Origin of the sequence: Nonomuraea sp. NPDC049419 (genome assembly GCF_040676995.1) — a bacterium.
In the GTDB taxonomy this organism is placed as follows: domain Bacteria; phylum Actinomycetota; class Actinomycetes; order Streptosporangiales; family Streptosporangiaceae; genus Nonomuraea; species Nonomuraea salmonea.
This window is the reverse complement of sequence record NZ_JBFAQB010000028.1, coordinates 53,126-72,157: the sequence shown is the minus strand read 5'-3', so window position 1 is coordinate 72,157 and position 19,032 is coordinate 53,126. Positions and strand designations below refer to the sequence as shown.

Sequence of the window (19,032 nt, the reverse complement as noted above, 5' to 3'; positions counted from 1 at the left end):
CCAGGGCGCGGGCCGTACCTGGGAGTGAAAGCCGATCTGGGAGGACGCACGATGACGGAAACGACGCGGCGGACGGTTGTCTTCGGGGCCGGCACCGCCGGCCTGGCGGCCGTGCTGACGGCCTGCGCGAGCTACGGCACGCCGGAGACCGAGGCGGACGTGGAGGCGCCGGTTGAGGAGGAGGCGTCGTCCGCACCCAAGAAGGGCGAGGCGAAGGCCAAGGCGAAGGCGCTGGCCGACACCAGCGACATCCCCGAGGGCGGGGGCAAGGTCTTCAAGAACCAGCAGGTCGTCGTGACGCAGCCGACGGCCGGCGAGTTCAAGGCGTTCAGCGCGGTCTGCACCCACCAGGGCTGTACGGTCGCCTCCGTCTCGAACCAGACGATCAACTGCCCCTGCCACGGCAGCAAGTTCAGCATCGCCGACGGCTCGGTGACGGACGGACCGGCGGGCAGCCCGCTGGAGGAGAAGCAGATCGAGGTGGACGGCGAGAAGATCAGACTCGCCTGAGACTCATCTCATGAATTTCTAACCTGGGTGCGCTTGGGTGAGGCGCATGGCAGATGACCTTCAGAGCCGCAGAGCGGTGTTCGCGAGTGTCGGCGTGGGTGGCCTGGCGCTGGCGATCAGCGCGTGCAGCGGCGACTCCGGTACCGACACGGCGCAGACCGCGCCATCCCCAGCCGAGTCGAGCGCCCCGCAGTCGGGTGCCCCCGAGGCGAGCGCGACGGCGTCCGAGGCCCCGGCCGGCGGCGCGCTGGCCAAGACCGCCGACATCCCGGTGGGCGGCGGCACGGTCTTCAAGGAGCAGAAGATCGTGGTGACGCAGCCCACCGAGGGCGAGTTCAAGGCGTTCAGCGCGTTGTGCACGCACAAGGGCTGCCCGGTCACCAGCGTCGAGAACGGCGCGATCGTGTGCCCGTGCCACAACAGCATGTTCGCCATCGCCGACGGATCCGTGTCCGGCGGGCCGGCGCAGAAGCCCCTGCCGGCGCAGGAGATCAAGGTGGAGGGCGACAGCATCATGCTGGCCTGACGGGGGTGCCCGCCGTACGAGCGCGAAGAGTGCGGCGGGCAACTCTGTCGGTATGGGCTACTAGGCTGACAGGCGTGGCGAGATCAGCGGCTAACACCTTGAGTTTCCGGCCCAGGCCGGGTTCGATCCCGGAGTCCCCGGGGGTCTACAGGTTCAGGGACGCGCACGGCCGGGTGATCTACGTCGGCAAGGCCAAGAGCCTGCGCCAGCGGCTCAACTCCTATTTCGCCGACTTCTCCGCGCTGCATCCCCGCACGCAGTCGATGCTGACCACGGCCGCCGACGTCGACTGGACGGTCGTCGGCACCGAGGTGGAGGCGCTGCAGCTCGAATACTCCTGGATCAAGGAGTTCGACCCCCGCTTCAACGTCAAATACCGCGACGACAAGTCCTACCCCTACCTCGCGGTCACCATGGGCGACGACTTCCCGCGCGTGCAGGTCATGCGCGGCGCCAAGCGCAAGGGCACCCGTTATTTCGGCCCCTACTCCCACGCCTGGGCCATCCGTGAGACCGTCGACCTGCTGCTGCGGGTCTTCCCTGTGCGCACGTGCAGCGCCGGGGTGTTCAAGCGGGCGGGGCAGATCGGGCGGCCGTGCCTGCTGGGCTACATCGACAAGTGCTCGGCGCCGTGCGTCGGCCGGGTGACCCCTGAGGAGCACCGCGACCTGGCCGAGGACTTCTGCGACTTCATGGCGGGCAACACCAGCCGCTTCATCAGGCGTCTCGAGAAGGAGATGCGCGAGGCGGCCGCCGAGCAGGAGTACGAACGCGCCGCCCGGCTGCGTGACGACATCCAGGCGTTGCAGCGGGCGCTGGAGAAGCAGGCCGTCGTGCTCGGTGAGGGCACCGATGCCGACGTGATCGCGCTGGCCGAAGACCCGCTCGAAGCGGCCGTGCAGGTGTTCTACGTGCGCGGCGGGCGCATCAGGGGCCAGCGCGGCTGGGTGGTCGACAAGGTCGAGGAGACCTCGCCGGGCGAGCTGGTGGAGCAGTTCCTGCTGCAGATGTACGCCGAGGCCAACGCCGAGTCGATGCCCCGCGAGGTGCTGGTGCCCGCGCTGCCGCCCGACACCGAGGCGGTGGCCGAGCTGCTGACCGAGCAGCGCGGGGCCCGGGTCGAGGTGCGGGTGCCGCAGCGCGGCGACAAGAAGTCGCTGATGGAGACCGTCGAGCGCAACGCGAAGGAGTCGCTGGCGCAGCACAAGATCCGCCGCGCCAGCGACCTGACCACGCGCAGCAAGGCGCTGCAGGAGATCGCCGACGCGCTCGACCTCGACCAGGCGCCGCTGCGCATCGAGTGCTACGACGTCTCCCACCTGCAGGGCGAGAACGTCGTGGCGTCCATGGTGGTCTTCGAGGACGGCCTGGCCCGCAAGAGCGAATACCGGCGCTTCGCGGTCAAGACCAAGGAGGGCGACGTCGCCTCGATCTACGAGGTGATCACCCGCCGCTTCCGCCGCTACCTGGAGGAGCGCTCGGCCACCGGCGAGCTGGCGGCCGACGACGACGCGGGCGGCGGCCCCATCGACCCGGAGACCGGCAAGCCGCGCAAGTTCGCCTATCCGCCCAACCTCGTCGTGGTCGACGGCGCGGGCCCCCAGGCGGCCGCCGCGCAGCGGGCGCTCGACGAGCTCGGCATCGACGACGTGTCGGTGTGCGGCCTGGCCAAGCGGCTGGAGGAGGTGTGGCTGCCGGGCGACGACCAGCCGGTGATCATGCCTCGTTCAAGTGAGGGTCTCTACCTGCTGCAACGGGTGCGGGACGAAGCGCACAGGTTCGCCATCACCTACCATCGATCCAAGAGGTCCAAGACGGTGAAGGAGAGCGCGCTCGACGGCGTGCCCGGCCTCGGGCCGGCGCGAAGGCAGGCGCTGCTCAGACACTTCGGCTCCGTGAAAAAGCTACGCGAGGCCACTGCCGCCGAAATCTGCGAGGTTCCCGGCATCGGCCCGTCCATCGCCGAGGTCATCGTGTCGACGCTGAAGGGAGAGTCACCTTGATCTCGCCAGGATGCCAGGGTGCGCACACCGTTCGTTCCTGCCCGCCCGCGGATGAGGTGAGACGATGAGCACCGAGCCGGCGTTCGTCATCGTCACCGGCATGTCCGGGGCGGGGCGCAGCACCGCCGCCAAGGCGCTCGAGGATCTGGGCTGGTTCGTCATCGACAACCTGCCGCCCGGGCTGCTGTTCGCCATGGCCGAGGAGGCCGGCAAGGTCAAGCTGGCCGCCGACAAGGTGGCCGCCGTCGTCGACGTGCGCAGCCTGGCCTTCACCACCGACCTCAACGCCGCCATCGAGGAGCTCGAAGGGCGCGGCGTCCGCGTGCGGGTGGTCTTCCTCGAGGCCAGCGACGAGGAGCTGGTGCGCAGGTTCGAGAACGTCCGCAGGCCCCACCCGCTGCAGGGCGAGGGGCGGCTGGTCGACGGCATCACCAGGGAGCGCGGCATCCTGCGCGAGGTGCGTGCCAACGCCGACCTGGTGATCGACACCTCCACCCACAACGTGCACGACCTGCGCGGCAAGATCGTCGACTTCTTCGGCGGCGAAGACCGGCCGGGGCTGCGGCTCAACGTCGTGTCGTTCGGCTTCAAGTACGGCCTGCCGGTCGACGCCGACCTCGTGGTCGACTGCCGGTTCCTGCCCAACCCGCACTGGGTGCCCGAGCTGCGGCCGATGAACGGGCTCGACCCCGCGGTCAGCGACTATGTGCTCGGCCAGCCGGGCGCCAAGGAGTTCCTCGACGCCTACGAGGAGGTCCTGCAGGTGGTCGCGGCCGGCTACGCGCGCGAGGGCAAGAGCTACGCGACGCTCGCGGTGGGCTGCACCGGCGGCAAGCACCGCAGCGTGGCCATGGCCGAGCAGGTCGCCGCCCGGCTGCGTGACCGCGGCATGGAGGTCCAGGTGAGCCACCGGGATGTGGGGCGGGAGTGACCGATGAAGGCGTCCCGTCACCGATGACGGGCGCACCCGACGTCCTGGGCGTCGGCAGGACCGGCATCGGGCCGGCGGTCGTCGCGCTGGGCGGCGGCCACGGGCTCTACGCGTCCCTGTCGGCCTTACGGATGGTGACCGACCGGTTGACCGCCGTGGTGACGGTCGCCGACGACGGCGGCTCCAGCGGGCGGCTGCGCCGCGAGCTGGGCGTGCTGCCGCCCGGTGACCTGCGCATGGCGCTGGCCGCGCTGTGCGGCGACGACGAGTGGGGCAGCACCTGGAGCGAGGTCGTCCAGCACCGCTTCCGCAGCGAGGGAGAGCTGCACGGCCACGCGGTCGGCAACCTGCTGATCGTGGCGCTGTGGGAGCTGCTCGGTGACCCGGTGGCGGGGCTCGACTGGGTCGGGCGGCTGCTGGGCGCACACGGGCGGGTGCTGCCGATGGCCTCGGTGCCGCTCGACATCGTGGCCGAGGTGGAGCTCGACGGCGTCATCTCGCCCGTACGCGGGCAGGTGGCCTGCGCCTCGACGCCCGGCCGCGTGCAGGCGATCTCGCTGGTGCCCGAGGACCCGCCGGCCAGGCCGGAGGCGGTCGCGGCGGTGCTGGAGGCCGACTGGGTGGTGTTCGGGCCAGGGTCGTGGTTCACCAGCGTGCTGCCGCACCTCAAGGTGCCGGCGCTGGCCAGGGCGCTGCACGCCACCCGCGCGAAGAGGCTGGTCACGCTCAACCTCGCCCCCCAGCCGGGCGAGACCGACGACTTCTCCCCCCAGCAGCACCTGGAGGTGCTCAGGCAGCACGCTCCCGGCCTGTCGATCGACGTGGTGCTCGCCGACACCGGGGTCGTCGACGATCCCGACGCCCTCGACAAGGCGGCGGGCGCGCTCGGCGCCAGGCTCGTCATGGCCGACGTGGCCGCCTCCGACGGCTCCCCCCGGCATGACCCACGACGTCTTGCCTCCGTCCTGGACGAGATTTTCCTCCAGAAGCGTTGATCCTGGTCGGCGTGGCGCGAAGGTGCGAGAGACTCAAGGGAGCCGGTCTGAATGGGGGAGAGGACTAACGCATGGCGATGACAGGTGTGGTGAAGGACGAGCTGAGCCGCCTGCCGGTGCTGAAGCCGTGCTGCCGCAAGGCGGAGGTTTCGACGCTGCTGCGGTTCGCCAGCGGCCTGCACCTGGTGGGCGGGCGGATCGTGATCGAGGCCGAGCTCGACACCAACGCCACCGCGCGGCGGCTGATCAAGGACATCGGCGAGGTGTTCGGGCACAAGGCCGAGGTGCTGGTGCTGGCTCCCGCCGGGCTGCGCAAGGGCTCGCGCTACGTCGTACGCGTCTACCGCGACGGTGAGGCGCTGGCCAGGCAGACGGGTCTCATCGACAACCACGGCCGCCCCGTGCGCGGGCTGCCCCGCCAGGTCGTGGCGGGCGCGGCCTGCGACGCCGAGGCCGCCTGGCGCGGCGCGTTCCTGGCCCACGGCTCGCTGACCGAGCCCGGCCGGTCGATGTCGCTGGAGGTCACCTGCCCGGGGCCGGAGGCGGCGCTGGCGCTGGTGGGCTCGGCGCGCCGGCTGAAGATCCACGCCAAGGCGCGCGAGGTGCGCGGGGTGGACCGCGTGGTCGTCCGCGACGGCGACGCCATCAGCGCGCTGCTGACCCGGCTCGGGGCGCACGACAGCGTGCTGGCCTGGGAGGAACGGCGGATGCGCCGCGAGGTGCGGGCCACCGCCAACCGGCTGGCCAACTTCGACGACGCCAACCTGCGGCGCTCGGCGCGGGCCGCGGTGGCGGCGGGCGCGCGGGTGCAGCGGGCGCTGGAGATCCTCGGCGACGAGGCGCCCGAGCACCTGGTGGTGGCCGGGCGGCTGCGGGTGGAGCACAAGCAGGCGTCGCTGGAGGAGCTGGGGCAGATCGCCGACCCGCCGCTGACGAAGGACGCCATCGCGGGGCGCATCAGGCGGTTGCTGGCGATGGCCGACAAGAGGGCGTCCGACCTGGGCATCCCCAACACTGAGGCCAATCTCACAGTGGACATGCTGGCCCCGTGATCGGACTCGCCGGCGCAGGGACGGGCCACCACCCGTCCCTGGCGGGGGCGGCGGGCTAGTCGCGGGCGGGCTTGCGCGGGGTGAACAGGTCCGTGGTGGGCTTGGGGGCGGGCTGCTGGGCGGGTTCGAACGGGGCCCGGTACTCCGGCTCGCCGGAGGAGTCCTCCGGCTGGTCGGGCGTCTCGGCGCGCTGCGCCCGGCGCACACGCAGGACCCGCAGGGTGAGCAGGACGAGCGCGGCCAGCGCGGCCACGGCGATGTAGAGCCAGGCCGGCCAGGTCTCGGCCAGCGGCTCGCGGTAGACGCGCAGCGCGTACGGCAGGCCCTGGTTGAAGACGGGCAGGCTGACGTCGGACAGGTCGGCGGGCGTGCGGTCGGCGGGCGTGCGCAGGCCCGCGCCGATCAGCACGGACGAGCCGGTGATCTGGCCGGCCGCGACGGCGCCGCCCGCGTACACGGCGGCGAGGGGGACGAGCAGGAGGCTGCGCGGGCGTACGGCGCCCATGGCGAGCGTGACGAGGAGGGCGATGAGCAGCGACAGTGCCAGCGAGATGGGCACTCCGCCCCCGAAGCTCATCACCGCCTCCGGCAGGCTCTCCTGGAACAGTACGGCCGCCCCCAGCCCCGCCGCGCAGACGAGCGCGGCGAGCAGGCCGATGAAGAGCCCGGACAGTAGGCCGGACCGCTTATGTGACATCTCAGCCCCCAGAGAATGCACGAATTTACTCCGACGAGTCGGGCACTTTACTCGAACCTCGCAAAACGTGTCGTAGGAACGCCGATTCACATGCCGGTACCTGCAGTGGTCTAAACCAATTTGGGTCCGATAAGGTTCGTGATTGAGGTTTCCAGCCCGCATCTGTTCGAGGAGATCGGTTCCCGTGAGCATCCGCGTAGGCGTCAACGGCTTCGGCCGCATCGGTCGCAACTTCTGGCGCGCTGTCGCCGCCAGCGGCAAGGACATCGAGATCGTCGCGGTCAACGACCTGACCGACGTTGCGACGCTCGCGCACCTGCTGAAGTACGACAGCATCCTGGGCCGCCTGCCCTACGAGGTGAAGGCCGGCGGCGACGAGATCACGGTCGACGGCAAGTCGATCAAGGTCTTCGCCGAGCGCGACCCGGGCAAGCTGCCGTGGGGTGACCTCGGTGTCGACGTCGTCGTCGAGTCGACCGGCCTGTTCACCGACGCCACCAAGGCCAAGGTGCACGCCGACAACGGCGCGAAGAAGGTCATCATCTCCGCCCCGGCGAAGAACGAGGACATCACCCTCGTGCTGGGCGTCAACGACGGCGCGTACGACCCGGCCCAGCACACGATCATCTCCAACGCCTCCTGCACCACCAACTGCCTGGCCCCGATGGCCAAGGTCATCCACGACTCCTTCACCATCGAGAAGGGTCTGATGACCACCATCCACGCCTACACGCAGGACCAGAACCTGCAGGACGGCCCGCACAAGGACCTGCGCCGCGCCCGCGCCGCCGCGCTCAACGTGGTGCCCACCTCCACCGGCGCCGCCAAGGCCATCGGCCTGGTCCTGCCCGAGCTCAAGGGCAAGCTCGACGGCTTCGCCATGCGCGTGCCGATCCCCACCGGCTCGGCCACCGACCTGACCGTCGAGGTCGGCCGCGACGTCACGGTCGAGGAGGTCAACGCCGCGGTCAAGGCCGCCGCCGAGGGCCCGCTCAAGGGCATCCTCACCTACACCGAGGACCAGATCGTCTCCTCCGACATCGTCACCGACCCGGCCTCCTGCATCTTCGACGCCGGGCTCACCAAGGTGATCGGCAACCAGGTCAAGGTCGTCGGCTGGTACGACAACGAGTGGGGCTACTCCAACCGCCTGGCCGACCTGGTCGAGCTGGTGGGCCGCGGGCTCTGATGCCGGAGCGGTCGCGTACACGCCGGGGCGCGCCGTCCGCGTGCCCCGCAGGAACGGGAGCATGAGCATGCGCACGCTCGACGATCTCGACGTGAAGGGGCGGCGCGTGCTCGTGCGCGCCGACCTCAACGTCCCCCTCGACGGGGAGACGATCACCGACGACGGCCGCATCCGCGCGTCGGTCCCGACGATCAAGGCCCTGCTGGAGCGGGGCGCCAAGGTCGTCGTCTGCGCCCACCTGGGCAGGCCCAAGGGCAAGGCCGAGCCGAAATACTCGCTGCGGCCCGTCGCGGCCCGCCTGGGCGAGCTGCTCGGCCAGGACGTCGCCTTCGCAGCCGACGTGGTCGGCGACAGCGCCGCGAGCACGGTGGAGGCGCTCCAGGACGGCCAGGTGGCCCTGCTGGAGAACCTCCGCTACGAGCCGGGCGAGGAGTCCAAGGACGACGCCGAGCGCGGCGCGTTCGCGGAGAGGCTGGCCGGCCTCGCCGAGCTCTACGTCGGCGACGGCTTCGGCGCCGTGCACCGCAAGCACGCCAGCGTCTACGACGTGCCCAGGCTGCTGCCGCACGCGGCGGGCGGGCTGGTCGAGGCCGAGGTCGGGGTGCTGCGCAGGCTCACCGAGGACACCGAGCGCCCCTACGTGGTCGTGCTCGGCGGCGCCAAGGTCTCCGACAAGCTGGGCGTCATCGCCAACCTGCTGACCAAGGTCGACAGGCTGCTCATCGGCGGCGGCATGGCGTACACGTTCCTCAAGGCCCAGGGCCACGAGGTCGGCAACTCGCTGCTGCAGGAGGACCAGCTCGACCAGGTGCGCGGCTTCCTCGACGAGGCCGGGCGGCGCGGCGTCGAGCTGGTGCTGCCCGTCGACGTGCTCGCGGCGGTCACCTACGCGCCCGACGCCGAGCACGACGTGGTCGAGGCCACCGCGATCCCGGCCGACCGCGAGGGGCTCGACATCGGGCCGAAGACGCGCGAGCTGTTCGCGAGCAAGGTCGCCGACGCCAAGACCGTGTTCTGGAACGGGCCGATGGGCGTGTTCGAGTTCGACGCGTTCTCCGGCGGCACCAAGGCCGTGGCCGAGGCGCTCATCGGCGCCGACGCGTTCACCGTGGTGGGCGGCGGCGACTCCGCGGCCGCCGTACGCAGGCTCGGCCTGCCCGAGGACGGCTTCTCGCACATCTCCACGGGTGGCGGGGCCAGCCTCGAATACCTTGAGGGCAAGACCCTCCCCGGACTCGCGGCCCTGGAGGACTGAGAGTTGCAGCGCAAGCCGCTCATCGCCGGCAACTGGAAGATGAACCTCAACCACCTCGAGGCCATCGCGCTGGTCCAGAAGCTGGCCTTCGCGCTCAACGACAAGGACTTCGACAAGGTCGAGGTCGCCGTCCTGCCTCCTTACACCGACCTGCGCAGCGTCCAGACCCTGGTCGACGGCGACAAGCTCAGGATCGTGTACGGCGCCCAGGACCTGTCCAGGCACGACGGGGGCGCCTACACCGGTGAGGTGTCGGGCGCCATGCTGGCCAAGCTCGGCTGCACCTACGTGACGATCGGCCACTCCGAGCGCCGCCAATACCACGGTGAGGACGACGACCTCGTCAACGCCAAGGTGCAGGCGGCCTACCGCCACTCGCTGACGCCCATCCTGTGCGTGGGCGAGGGCCTGGAGGTGCGTCAAGAGGGCCGCCACATCGCGTACAGTCTCGGCCAACTCGACGGCGCGCTGCGCAAAATCGACGCCGAGCAGGCAAAATCGATAGTGGTGGCCTACGAACCGGTGTGGGCGATCGGCACCGGCGAGGTGGCCACCCCTGAGGACGCGCAGGAGGTCTGCGGAGCGTTGCGAGTGAGACTCGCTGAGCTCTACGACACCGAAGTGGCCTCGGGGATCCGTATCCTTTACGGTGGCTCGGTCAAGTCAGGGAACATCGCGGGGATCATGGCTCAGCCGGATGTCGACGGCGCGCTCGTGGGCGGTGCCAGCATCGACGCCGGGGAGTTCGCGAAGATCTGCCGATTCTCTGATATACCCGGCTAACTCGGCCGTTCTGGGGGTGCGACTTGACATCAGGTCGTACCCTCAAGAGGCAAGTTTGAATCGTCACGCGTAACAGAGCATCGAAGGAACAGGCATACCGTGGAACTCGGAATCTCCATCGCCCTCATCCTGGCGAGCCTTCTCATGATCCTGCTCGTCCTGCTCCACAAGGGCAAGGGTGGTGGCCTGTCTGACATGTTCGGCGGCGGTTTCTCGTCGAACTTCGGTGGTTCCTCGGTGGTGGAGCGCAACCTCGACCGGCTGACCGTCATCACGGGCGTGGTCTGGTTCGTCTGCATCATCGCTCTGGGCCTGCTTCTGCGGTCCTGAGCAATCAGTTAACGCGTGACAGTGATTCTCCCCCCGTGTCCGCACACGGGGCGATCGAGCGAGGAGTTCATCCGTGGGTAGTGGCAACGCGATCCGTGGCAGCCGAGTCGGCGCCGGCCCGATGGGGGAGGCCGAGCGCGGCGAGGCAGCTCCGAGAGTGCGGGTCTCGTTCTGGTGCGCCAACATGCACGAGACGCGCCCCAGTTTCGCCAGCGACGCGGCGGTCCCCGAGCTGTGGGACTGCCCACGTTGTGGCCTCCCAGCCGGCCAGGACGAGGAGGCCCCGCCTGCCCCGCCGAAGAACGAGCCGTACAAGACGCACCTGGCTTACGTGAAGGAGCGCAGGAGCGACAAGGACGGCAAGGCGATCCTCGAGGAGGCACTGGAGCGCCTGCGCAGCAGCAAGTCCCCCTGGTAGCGGCGGTAGAAGGGGCCCCGGCGACGCCGGGGCCCCTTCGGCTTGTCTCAGGCCTTCTCGTGCACGATCTCGCCGTCCACGAACGTCATCCGCACCCGCGTCGTCCAGATGTCGCCGGACGGCAGCGCGAACGGGTCGCGGTCGAGCACCACCAGGTCGGCGGGCCGGCCCGGCTCGATGCGCCCCGCCGGTGAGCGGTTGATCCAGGCCGAGCCCTCGGTGTACGCCCGCATCGCCGTCGCCAGGCCGATGCGCTGGCCGGGCAGGAACGGCGTCTGCGCCGTCGGGTAGCCGGCGTGCACCGACCCGCCCGGCTCCGTACGGTTGACCGCCACGTGCATGCCCTGCAGCGGGTCGGCGCTGGAGACCGGCCAGTCGCTGCCCGCGCACAACCGGGTGCCGCAGGCCACCAGGTCGGCGAACGGATATTGCCACGACGAGCGCGGCTCGCCCAGGTAGGGCAGGGTCAGCTCGTCCATCTGCGCGTGGTGGGTGGCCCACAGCGGCTGCAGGTTGGCCGTGACGCCGAGCGCGGCGAAGCGCGGCACGTCGGACGGCTCGATGATCTGCAGGTGGGCGATGTGGTGGCGGTTGGCCGGGTCGGTGCCCTCCAGGCTGTCGAGCGCCTCACGCACCGCGCGCTCGCCGATGGCGTGGAAGTGCACCTGGAAGCCGCGCCTGTCCAGCTCGGCGACGTACTCCTTGAGCTTGACGGGGTCCACGTACGACAGGCCCGTGCCCCCGCACAGGCAGTACGGCTCCAGCGTGGCGGCGGTGAAGTTCTCCGTGATGCCGTCCTGCATGATCTTGACCGAACCGGCGCTGAACCGCTCCAGGCCCGCCGCCGACGCGCGCCTTGCCTCCAGCTCCTCGACCTGGTCGAGCCCCCGGGTGCGGTCCCACCACAGGGCGCCCACCACGCGGGCCCGCAGGCGTCCTGAGCCGGCCGCGGACAGGTAGGTGGGCAACGGGTCGTCGGAGCCCGCGTACGAGCCCACGATGGCGTCCTGCCAGCCGGTGACGCCGAGCGAGAACAGGTGCCGCTCGGCGTCCGCCAGCGCGTCCTGGAGGTCCTGGGCGGCCGGGCGGGGGGTGAGCAGGCCGACGAGGTCCATCGCGCCCTCGTGCAGGACGCCCGTCGGCACGCCGCTCGCGTCGCGCTCGATGCGGCCGTCGGCGGGGTCGGGGGTGTCGCGGGTGATGCCGGCGCGGTCGAGTGCCCGGGTGTTGACCCAGGCGGCGTGGTGGTCGCGCTGGATCAGATAGGCGGGGCGGTCGAGAAAGTCGATCTCGTCCCGGTGGGGAAGACCGCCGGGGAATGCCGACATGTCCCATCCGCCGCCATCGATCCACTCTTTATCCCGATTTTTGGCGGCATAGTCCGCGATCTTTTCTTTGTACGCCTCAAGGCCGAAAACTTCGGACAAGTCGCACTTTGCGCGTTCCAGGCCCGCCTGAATCGGGTGCATGTGCGCGTCCGTGAAACCCGGCACCAGCAGACCGCCGCCGAGATCGACCGTCTCGTGCGGCTCGCCCGCCAGCTCCCCCTCCGGTCCCACGGCGGCGATCACGCCGCCCCGCACCAGCACGGCCGCGGTCACGACGCCCTCGGGGGTGAGGACCCGGCCGCCGCGGAAGAGGATGTTCATCGCGTGTCCTTTCTCGCAGTCGCTCCATCTTGCCGTGCCCGCCCGCCTCCAGAGCCCTGGGGTGACATAGGGCGATATAAGCGGACATCTAGCGATGAATCACGCGATGTAAACACGTCGGTAGCGGCCGCGTAACAGCCGCGCGGCAGGCTCTGACGCATGGGATTCCTGCGCATCCGCACCACGGTGGACGAGCGGCCCGGCCGGCTGGCCTCGCTGGCCTCGGCCCTGGCCGACAGGGGCGGCAACATCCTCGGCCTGAGCGTACAGTCCGACACCGAAGGCACCGTCGACGAGTTCGTCGCCGAGATCCCCGCCGCGCCCGAGACCGTGCGCGAGGCCCTGGAGGCGGCCGGCGGCCGCCGCGTCCAGGTGGTGCCGGCCACCGCCCACGAGCTGACCGACGAGCCCACCAGAGCGCTGCTGCTGGCCTCCAGGCTGCGCACGATGCCGTGGCGGCTGCCCGAGCTGCTGGCCGAGCTGCTGCGCGCGGACGACGCCAGGTGGATCTATGGTGAGGCCGTGAGTGATCTTCCCGACCCGACCCAGCTCCTCGTGCCGGTCGCGCCCAAGCGGGCGGTCCGGCTGCGCCGCGCGGAGCTGCCGTTCACCCTGACAGAGGCGGCCAGGGCGGCCGCCTTCGCCAGGCTCGCCCAGCCCGCCACCGAGCAGCCCGCCGCCGAGCGCGCGATCAAGCTCGCCGACGGCGTGGAGGTGACCGTGCGGCCGCTCACCTCGATCTACCGCGAGGCCGTACGCGACCTGCACGACCGCTGCTCGCCCGAATCGCGCAGGTTCCGCTACTTCACGGCGATGCCGACGCTGCCGCCGCGCATGTTCGACCGGCTGTGCGACAGGAACAAGGGCCACTCGCTGGTCGCCGGGCACGACGGGCAGGTCGTGGGCATGGCCAACCTGCTGTTCACCCCCGACCCCGGCATCGCGGAGATGGCCTTCCTGGTCGAGGACCGCTGGCAGGGGCGCGGTCTCGGCACGGCGATGGCGCGGATGCTCGTCCGCACGGCCCGCGACCTGGGCTACGCCGAGGTCAAGGCGTCCATGCTCTCCGACAACGCACGGATGCGCCGGCTGCTCGTCTCGCTGGGCGCCACGCTCGGCTACACCGACGACCCCGGCGTGGTCGAGGCGCGGCTGCCGGTGGGCGCGGTCGTGCCGGCCTGAGACCGGAGGCCGTCCCGCTGGGCTCGTACGGGGACACGTTCTAAGCTGGCGAGGGTGACGGCGACGGCGGCGGGCGCGCGGACGCAGGAGCAGCTGCGGCAGCGGAATCTGAGCGAGGTGCTACGGCGCGTGCACAAAGAGGGCGCGGTGTCGCGGGCCGCGCTGAGCCGCCGCATGGGCCTCAACCGCAGCACGATCATGGATCTGACCGCCGAGCTGGCCGCGGCCGGGCTCGTCCGCGAGGGGGTGCCCGGCAGCCGGGGGCGTGCGGGGCGGCCGTCCATCGTGGTCGTGCCCGAGCAGGAGCGGCTGTACGGGCTCGCGTTCGACGTCGCCGTGGACCGGCTGCTCGCGGCCCGGGTGGGGCTCGGCGGGCGGGTGCTCGACCGGCGCGAGGCCGTGCGCGCGCGGGCCGGGGTCGATCTTGAGGACGTCGTCGGCGTCCTCGCCGCCTTCGGCCGCGAACTGGTCGCCGAGGCGGCTCCCGGGTCGGTGTGCGTGGGGGTCGGGGCGTCGTACTGCGGGCTGATCAGGCGGGCCGACGGCACCGTACGGTACGGGCCGCATCTCGGCTGGGTGGACCAGGCGTTCGGCGCCGAGCTGGCCGCCGGGCTCGGGCTCGGGCTGCCGGTCGAGGTGGGCAACGAGGCGCACCTGGGCGCGGTAGCCGAGCACGTACGAGGGGCGGGCCGCGACGTCGACAACCTCATCTACCTGCACGGCGACGTCGGCGTCGGCGGCGGCATCATCGTCGGCGGCAAGCTGCTCGACGGCGACGGAGGCTACGGCTGCGAGCTCGGCCACATGCTGGTCAACCCCTTCGACGGGCGGCCCTGCCTGTGCGGGTCGCGCGGCTGCCTGGAGGCGGAGGCGGGGGAGGAGGCGCTGCTCGGGTACGCGGGACGGACCGGCGAGCTCGTGGGCCGCGAGGGCATCAGGACCGTCGTCGCCCTCGCCGCCACCGGCGACGCCCGCGCCCGCCACGCGCTCGACCGCGTCGGCGACTGGCTCGGCGTCGGCATCGTCAACCTCATCAACCTGTTCAACCCGGCGCTCGTGGTCTTCGGCGGCATGCTGCGCGACGTCTACCCCGGCGCCGCGCCACGGGTGCGCACCCGCGTGGACGCGCACGTGCTGCCGGTCTCGCGCGAACGCGTCCGGCTGGCCGTGACCGCGCTCGGCGACGACACCACGCTCGCCGGGGCGGCCGAGCTCGCCTTCGCCGGCCTCCTGGACAACCCCCTCGACACGGTGGCCGCCCTGCGCTGACCTCCGCGAACGGGCGTCAGCCCGTGCCGGTCTCGTCCGCGCTCGCGTCGTTCTGGCGCTGGTCTGTGGCGGGTTCCTCGCGCTGGATGCCCAGGTGGCGTTCGATGCGGTCGAGGCTCTCCTGGATCCTGGTGAGGCGGTCGATCAGCGAGGGGTCGTTGGAGAAGAGCATCTCGCCGGAGCGCTCCTTGGAGCCGCGGCCGACGCGGTTGAGCACGCGCTGGCGTACGTCCGTCAGATCCGCGCCCGCGTCGGCGAGCGCTTGGGCGGCCGGGCCCTCGCCCTCCCTGATGAGCCCGAGCAGGATGTGCTCGGTGCCGATGTAGTTGTGGCGCAGCTGCAGGGCCTCGCGCAGCGACAGCTCCAGGACCTTCTTGGCGCGCGGCGTGAACGGGATGTGCCCGCCGGGCGGTTTGTCGCCGTGGCCCACCTCCCGCTCCACGAAGGCGCGTACGCGCTCCAGCTGCACGCCGCAGCCGTCGAGCACGAGGGAGGCGAGCCCTTCGCGCTCGTGGATGAGGCCGAGCAATATGTGCTCCGTGCCGATGTAGTTGTGGTTCATCATCCGCGCCTCCTCCTGGGCGAGGACGACGACCCTGCGCGCACGGTCGGTGAAGCGTTCGAACACCGGGGGCCTCCGTTCGGCTGGGGCTGCCTCCACTATGCGCTAGAAAACCGGCCGTGAGGGGTATTTGTCCTGTGTGGATCTCGACGAGGTGGCGGACCGTCTGTACGCGGTGCCGCCGCCGGAGTTCACCGCCGCCCGCGCGGAGGCGGCCCGCGCGGCCAAGGAGGCGGGCGACGGCGGGCTCGCCAAGGAGATCGCGAAGCTGCGCAAGCCCACGGTGTCGGCCTGGGCGGTGAACCGGCTCTCCCGCGAGCATCCCGCCGAGCTGGACGAGCTGCTGGAGGTGGGGGAGCGGCTGCGCGCGGCCTGGCAGGAGCAGGACGCGGACGAGCTGGCCGGGCTGACCCGGCTCAGGGGTGAGGTGAGCGCCAAGGTGGGCCGCCTGGCCAGGCAGGCCGGTGACCTGTCGGCCGCCGCCGCCACCGAGGTGGACCAGACGCTGGACGCGGCGCTCGTGGACGAGGAGGCGGCCGCCGAGGTGCGGCGGGGCCGCCTGGCCAAGCCCTTGCAGTACAGCGGCTTCGCCCCCGCGCCCGTCACCCGGCCGCGGCCGTCGCGCGCCACGAAGAAGGGCGACGCCGGCGGGGCAGACGAGGCCGCCGAGGCGCGCAGGCGCGAGGAGGAGGCGGCCAGGAAGGCCAAGGAGCGCGAGGAGGCCGAGGCGGCGCACCGGGAGTGGCTGGCGACGCTGGAGAGCGCTCAGCGGGAGTACGACGAGCGCGCGGAGAAGGTGGAGCGCCTGGAGAGGAAGCTCGCCAAGGCCCGCGGAAAGCTCGACGACGCCAGGCAGCGCCTGGAGGTCACGAAGCGCGAGGAACGCCACGCCCGGCAACGGCTGGAGCGGTGAGTCAGGGGCGGTGGGTCAGGGGTGGCGGGCGGTGGCGAGGTAGGCGCAGACGGGGAAGCCGTCCTGTTCGTACGGAGCCGCGAGCCTCAGGTAGTGGGCTCTGACGCGTTCCGCGACCTCGGGCGGGCGGTCGGCGATCGTGCCGAAGCGGGCGCCGCCCGCCGCCACCACGTCGGTCCACCACGTCGCGAGGTCGACCTGGTGCCGCCAGCGGACGCACTCCACGGCCGGTTCGCCGAAGCCCGCCTCGGTCAGCAGGGCCGTGAAGCGGGACGGGGTGTCGTGGGCGGCGAACGGCCTGACCGGCGGGCCGTAGGGGATGCCGGCCTCGGCGATGGCGTCGGCGATGACGTTGGTGGCGGTCATCTCGTCGCCCTTCCACCAGGTCAGCGCGAGCGTGCCGCCGGGACTCAGCAGCCGGTGGAGCTCGGCGAGCGCCGCACGGGTGTCGGGGACGTGGTTGATGACGAAGTTGCCGGCGATCGCGTCGAAGCGCCCGTCCTCGAACGGCAGGTCGGGCAGGGCGGCGAGCCGCACGGTCGCGTACGGGTGCCGCCGGGCGGCCAGCTCCAGCATGGCGGCGTCGGCGTCGACGGCGGTGACCTCGGCGCCCAGCGCCAGCGCGGCGGCGGTCACCACGCCGGTGCCGCAGCCCACGTCGAGCAGGCGCGGCGCGCGGCCGGGGCAGGCCTTGGCGAGGAGGGGGCCGACGGTGTGGCAGCTGAGGTGGGCGAAGCCGCGATCGTACGCTTCGGCGTTGGTCACCGCCTCAGCCTAACCCAGCCGGGCAATCTGACAATGTCGTGTGAGATTCAGCCGAAAAGTCTGTTCTTCGAGGGAACGCCCGTCCTAGGGTCGTGCGCATGACCATCGACGCCTTCATCGACGCCCTGCCCAAGGTCGAGCTGCACGTCCACCTCATCGGCTCCGCCTCGGTGCCGACCGTGCTGGAGCTCGCCAGGCGCCACCCCGGCAGCGGCGTGCCCACGGACGAGGAGGAGTTGCGCCGTTTCTACACCTTCACCGACTTCCCGCACTTCGCCCGCGTGTACGGCGCCGTCAACGCCCTCGTACGCGAGCCGGAGGACATCGCCACCCTCGTGCTCGGCCTGGCCCGCGACCTCGCCTCCCAGGGCGGGCGCTACGCGGAGCTGCAGGTCACCCCGTACGCCCACCGCGTGGTCGGGCTCCCCATGCGCGCGGTCACCGAGGCGCTCGACCTGGCCGCCGGCCGCTCGCTCACCGAGCACGGCGTCGAGATGGCCTACATCTTCGACATCCCCGGCGAGTACGGCGAGGAGGCCGCCAAGGTGACGCTGGAGCATGCCCTGCAAGAACCTCCCGCCGCATTGGTAGGTTTCGGTATCGGCGGGATCGAGCAGGAACGCCCGAAGTACCGCGACGCCTACCGCGCCGCGTTCACCGCCGCGCGGGCGGCCGGGCTGCACAGCGTCCCGCACGGCGGGGAGATGAGCGGGCCCGAGACGATCTGGGAGGTCGTCGAGCACTACGGCGCCGAGCGCATCGGCCACGGCATCAACTGCCTGGACGACCCCCGGCTGGTGGCCCACCTGCGCGAGACCGGCATCCCGCTCGACGTGTGCCCGACCTCGAACCTGTGCACCGGCCAGATCGCCCGCATCGAGGACCACCCGCTGCCCCGCCTGCTGGCCGAGGGCCTGTTCGTGACACTCAACAGCGACGACCCGCCCATGTTCGCGACCACGCTGGCCGACGAGTACCGGGTCGCCGCCCGGGTCTTCGGGCTCGGCCGGCAGGACCTCGCCGAGCTGGCGCGCAACGGCGTGCGGGCGTCGTATCTGGCGGAGGAGCGCAAGCAGGCGCTGCTCGCCGAGATCGACGCCCTCACCGCGACTGCCTGACGCGGCAGAAGCCGCCCGAAGGCGAACAGGCCGGGCCCGGTCTCACGAGGAGACCGGGCCCGGAGTGACCTGGGCGAACCCGTGAGGCCGGTGGCTCGCGGGCCGGTTCAGGGGGAGGCGTGGCGGCCGAGGCCGGGCGGGATCTTGGCCGCCGCGGCCCGGTCGAGCAGGAACAACGTCCGCCCGCGCCCCCGCGCCCCCGCCGCGGGCACCTGGACGGGGCCGGAGTCGGACAGCGCCATGCGCACCGCGCCCGACTTCTCCTCACCGGCCGCGACCACCCACACCTCACGCGAGGCCTGGATGGCGGGCAGGGTCAGCGAGATGCGGGTCGGCGGCGGCTTGGGCGAGCCGTGCACGGCCACCACGGGACGCGTGTCGTACAGGGCGGGCATGCCGGGGAACAGCGACGCCACGTGGGAGTCGGGCCCCATGCCGAGCAGCATCACGTCGAAGGCCGGCACCGGGCCGTGGTCCTCGGGCCGCGCCGCCTTGCGCAGCTCGGCGGCGTACGCGTCGGCGGACTCCTCGGCCGACATGCCGGAGTCGGGGCCGCGCATGACGTGCACCCGCTCCGGATGGACGTCGACGTGGTCGAGCAGCGCCTGGCGGGCGCCGGTCTCGTTGCGCTCCTTGTCGCCGTCGGGCAGGAAGCGTTCGTCGCCCCACCAGACGTCGAGGCGCCGCCAGTCGACGGCGTCCCTGGCGGGCGTGGCCGCGATGGCGGCCAGCGTGGCGATGCCGACCGTGCCGCCCGTCAGCACGATCGACGCCGAGCCCTTGGCCGACTGCACGTCGACCAGCCGTGTGATGATGCGCGCCGCCACGGCCTTGGCCAGGACGTCGGCGTCGCGGTGCACGACGATGCTGGGCACGCTCACTTTG

The 19,032-nt window shown here is 71.6% G+C and carries 19 protein-coding genes and 1 pseudogene; 15 read left to right on the top strand and 5 right to left on the bottom strand.

Annotation, left to right across the window (positions count from 1 at the left end; genetic code table 11):
* The first annotated feature begins 51 nt into the window (after positions 1 to 51).
* From AB0K12_RS44350 to whiA, 6 genes are all read left to right on the top strand, one after another.
* A complete protein-coding gene (locus AB0K12_RS44350; protein WP_364574626.1) occupies positions 52 to 510 on the top strand; it encodes a Rieske (2Fe-2S) protein in 459 nt (152 codons plus the stop codon).
* Positions 511 to 556: 46 nt separating this feature from the next.
* The gene (locus AB0K12_RS44345; protein WP_345386159.1) at positions 557 to 1,036 is read left to right on the top strand and encodes a Rieske (2Fe-2S) protein; all 480 of its coding nucleotides are present in this window, start codon (positions 557 to 559) and stop codon (positions 1,034 to 1,036) included.
* Positions 1,037 to 1,110: 74 nt separating this feature from the next.
* Positions 1,111 to 3,039 (top strand): excinuclease ABC subunit UvrC, encoded by a 1,929-nt coding sequence (gene uvrC, locus AB0K12_RS44340; RefSeq protein ID WP_364574623.1) that lies wholly within the window; start codon positions 1,111 to 1,113, stop codon positions 3,037 to 3,039.
* A 64-nt stretch (positions 3,040 to 3,103) separates the two neighbouring features.
* Entirely contained in the window at positions 3,104 to 3,970 is an 867-nt protein-coding gene (gene rapZ, locus AB0K12_RS44335) for an RNase adapter RapZ (RefSeq protein ID WP_364381106.1), read from the top strand.
* A 23-nt stretch (positions 3,971 to 3,993) separates the two neighbouring features.
* On the top strand, positions 3,994 to 4,965 hold the full coding sequence (yvcK, locus tag AB0K12_RS44330; RefSeq protein ID WP_364574621.1) for a uridine diphosphate-N-acetylglucosamine-binding protein YvcK: 972 nt from the start codon (positions 3,994 to 3,996) through the stop codon (positions 4,963 to 4,965).
* Between the two features lie 71 nt (positions 4,966 to 5,036).
* Positions 5,037 to 6,017: a DNA-binding protein WhiA gene (gene whiA / locus AB0K12_RS44325; protein WP_026214667.1), complete on the top strand. Its 981-nt coding sequence runs from the start codon at positions 5,037 to 5,039 to the stop codon at positions 6,015 to 6,017.
* Between the two features lie 55 nt (positions 6,018 to 6,072).
* Here whiA and AB0K12_RS44320 read toward each other — a convergent pair whose 3' ends face one another.
* Complete coding sequence (locus AB0K12_RS44320; RefSeq protein WP_364574619.1) at positions 6,073 to 6,714, bottom strand: hypothetical protein; 642 nt, start codon at positions 6,712 to 6,714, stop codon at positions 6,073 to 6,075.
* A 184-nt stretch (positions 6,715 to 6,898) separates the two neighbouring features.
* Here AB0K12_RS44320 and gap point away from each other — a divergent pair, with 184 nt between their 5' ends.
* From gap to AB0K12_RS44295, 5 genes are all read left to right on the top strand, one after another.
* Entirely contained in the window at positions 6,899 to 7,903 is a 1,005-nt protein-coding gene (gene gap, locus AB0K12_RS44315) for a type I glyceraldehyde-3-phosphate dehydrogenase (protein ID WP_364574617.1), read from the top strand.
* A 67-nt stretch (positions 7,904 to 7,970) separates the two neighbouring features.
* Positions 7,971 to 9,158: a phosphoglycerate kinase gene (locus AB0K12_RS44310; RefSeq protein ID WP_364574679.1), complete on the top strand. Its 1,188-nt coding sequence runs from the start codon at positions 7,971 to 7,973 to the stop codon at positions 9,156 to 9,158.
* Positions 9,159 to 9,161: 3 nt separating this feature from the next.
* Positions 9,162 to 9,941, top strand: a complete 780-nt coding sequence (tpiA, locus tag AB0K12_RS44305) for a triose-phosphate isomerase (protein ID WP_364574615.1) — start codon at positions 9,162 to 9,164, stop codon at positions 9,939 to 9,941.
* A 99-nt stretch (positions 9,942 to 10,040) separates the two neighbouring features.
* Complete coding sequence (gene secG, locus AB0K12_RS44300) at positions 10,041 to 10,271, top strand: preprotein translocase subunit SecG (protein ID WP_345386151.1); 231 nt, start codon at positions 10,041 to 10,043, stop codon at positions 10,269 to 10,271.
* 73 nt (positions 10,272 to 10,344) lie between these two features.
* Positions 10,345 to 10,689 (top strand): RNA polymerase-binding protein RbpA, encoded by a 345-nt coding sequence (locus AB0K12_RS44295; protein ID WP_355421780.1) that lies wholly within the window; start codon positions 10,345 to 10,347, stop codon positions 10,687 to 10,689.
* 47 nt (positions 10,690 to 10,736) lie between these two features.
* Here AB0K12_RS44295 and AB0K12_RS44290 read toward each other — a convergent pair whose 3' ends face one another.
* Complete coding sequence (locus tag AB0K12_RS44290) at positions 10,737 to 12,338, bottom strand: amidohydrolase (RefSeq protein ID WP_364574612.1); 1,602 nt, start codon at positions 12,336 to 12,338, stop codon at positions 10,737 to 10,739.
* 159 nt (positions 12,339 to 12,497) lie between these two features.
* On the opposite strand from AB0K12_RS44290, the gene AB0K12_RS44285 reads away from it, so the two are divergent.
* The gene (locus AB0K12_RS44285) at positions 12,498 to 13,520 is read left to right on the top strand and encodes a GNAT family N-acetyltransferase (protein ID WP_364574610.1); all 1,023 of its coding nucleotides are present in this window, start codon (positions 12,498 to 12,500) and stop codon (positions 13,518 to 13,520) included.
* 45 nt (positions 13,521 to 13,565) lie between these two features.
* Positions 13,566 to 14,789: an ROK family protein gene (locus AB0K12_RS44280; RefSeq protein ID WP_364574677.1), complete on the top strand. Its 1,224-nt coding sequence runs from the start codon at positions 13,566 to 13,568 to the stop codon at positions 14,787 to 14,789.
* Positions 14,790 to 15,000: 211 nt separating this feature from the next.
* On the opposite strand, the pseudogene AB0K12_RS44275 reads toward AB0K12_RS44280, so the two are convergent.
* Positions 15,001 to 15,417 (bottom strand): annotated as a pseudogene (locus AB0K12_RS44275) (Clp protease N-terminal domain-containing protein); the annotation flags it as partial.
* A 73-nt stretch (positions 15,418 to 15,490) separates the two neighbouring features.
* On the opposite strand from AB0K12_RS44275, the gene AB0K12_RS44270 reads away from it, so the two are divergent.
* Positions 15,491 to 16,264 carry a hypothetical protein gene (locus AB0K12_RS44270; RefSeq protein WP_364574608.1) on the top strand — a complete coding sequence of 258 codons (774 nt, stop codon included), beginning with the start codon at positions 15,491 to 15,493 and terminating at the stop codon, positions 16,262 to 16,264.
* Between the two features lie 15 nt (positions 16,265 to 16,279).
* On the opposite strand, the gene AB0K12_RS44265 is transcribed toward AB0K12_RS44270, so the two are convergent.
* Positions 16,280 to 17,029, bottom strand: a complete 750-nt coding sequence (locus tag AB0K12_RS44265) for a methyltransferase domain-containing protein (protein ID WP_364574606.1) — start codon at positions 17,027 to 17,029, stop codon at positions 16,280 to 16,282.
* Between the two features lie 98 nt (positions 17,030 to 17,127).
* Between AB0K12_RS44265 and add the strand changes: the two genes are divergently transcribed.
* Positions 17,128 to 18,147: an adenosine deaminase gene (gene add, locus AB0K12_RS44260; RefSeq protein WP_364574604.1), complete on the top strand. Its 1,020-nt coding sequence runs from the start codon at positions 17,128 to 17,130 to the stop codon at positions 18,145 to 18,147.
* A gap of 107 nt (positions 18,148 to 18,254) precedes the next feature.
* Here the strand turns inward: add and pgl are convergent, their stop codons facing one another.
* Complete coding sequence (gene pgl / locus AB0K12_RS44255; protein WP_364574675.1) at positions 18,255 to 19,028, bottom strand: 6-phosphogluconolactonase; 774 nt, start codon at positions 19,026 to 19,028, stop codon at positions 18,255 to 18,257.
* Positions 19,029 to 19,032 lie beyond the last annotated feature (4 nt).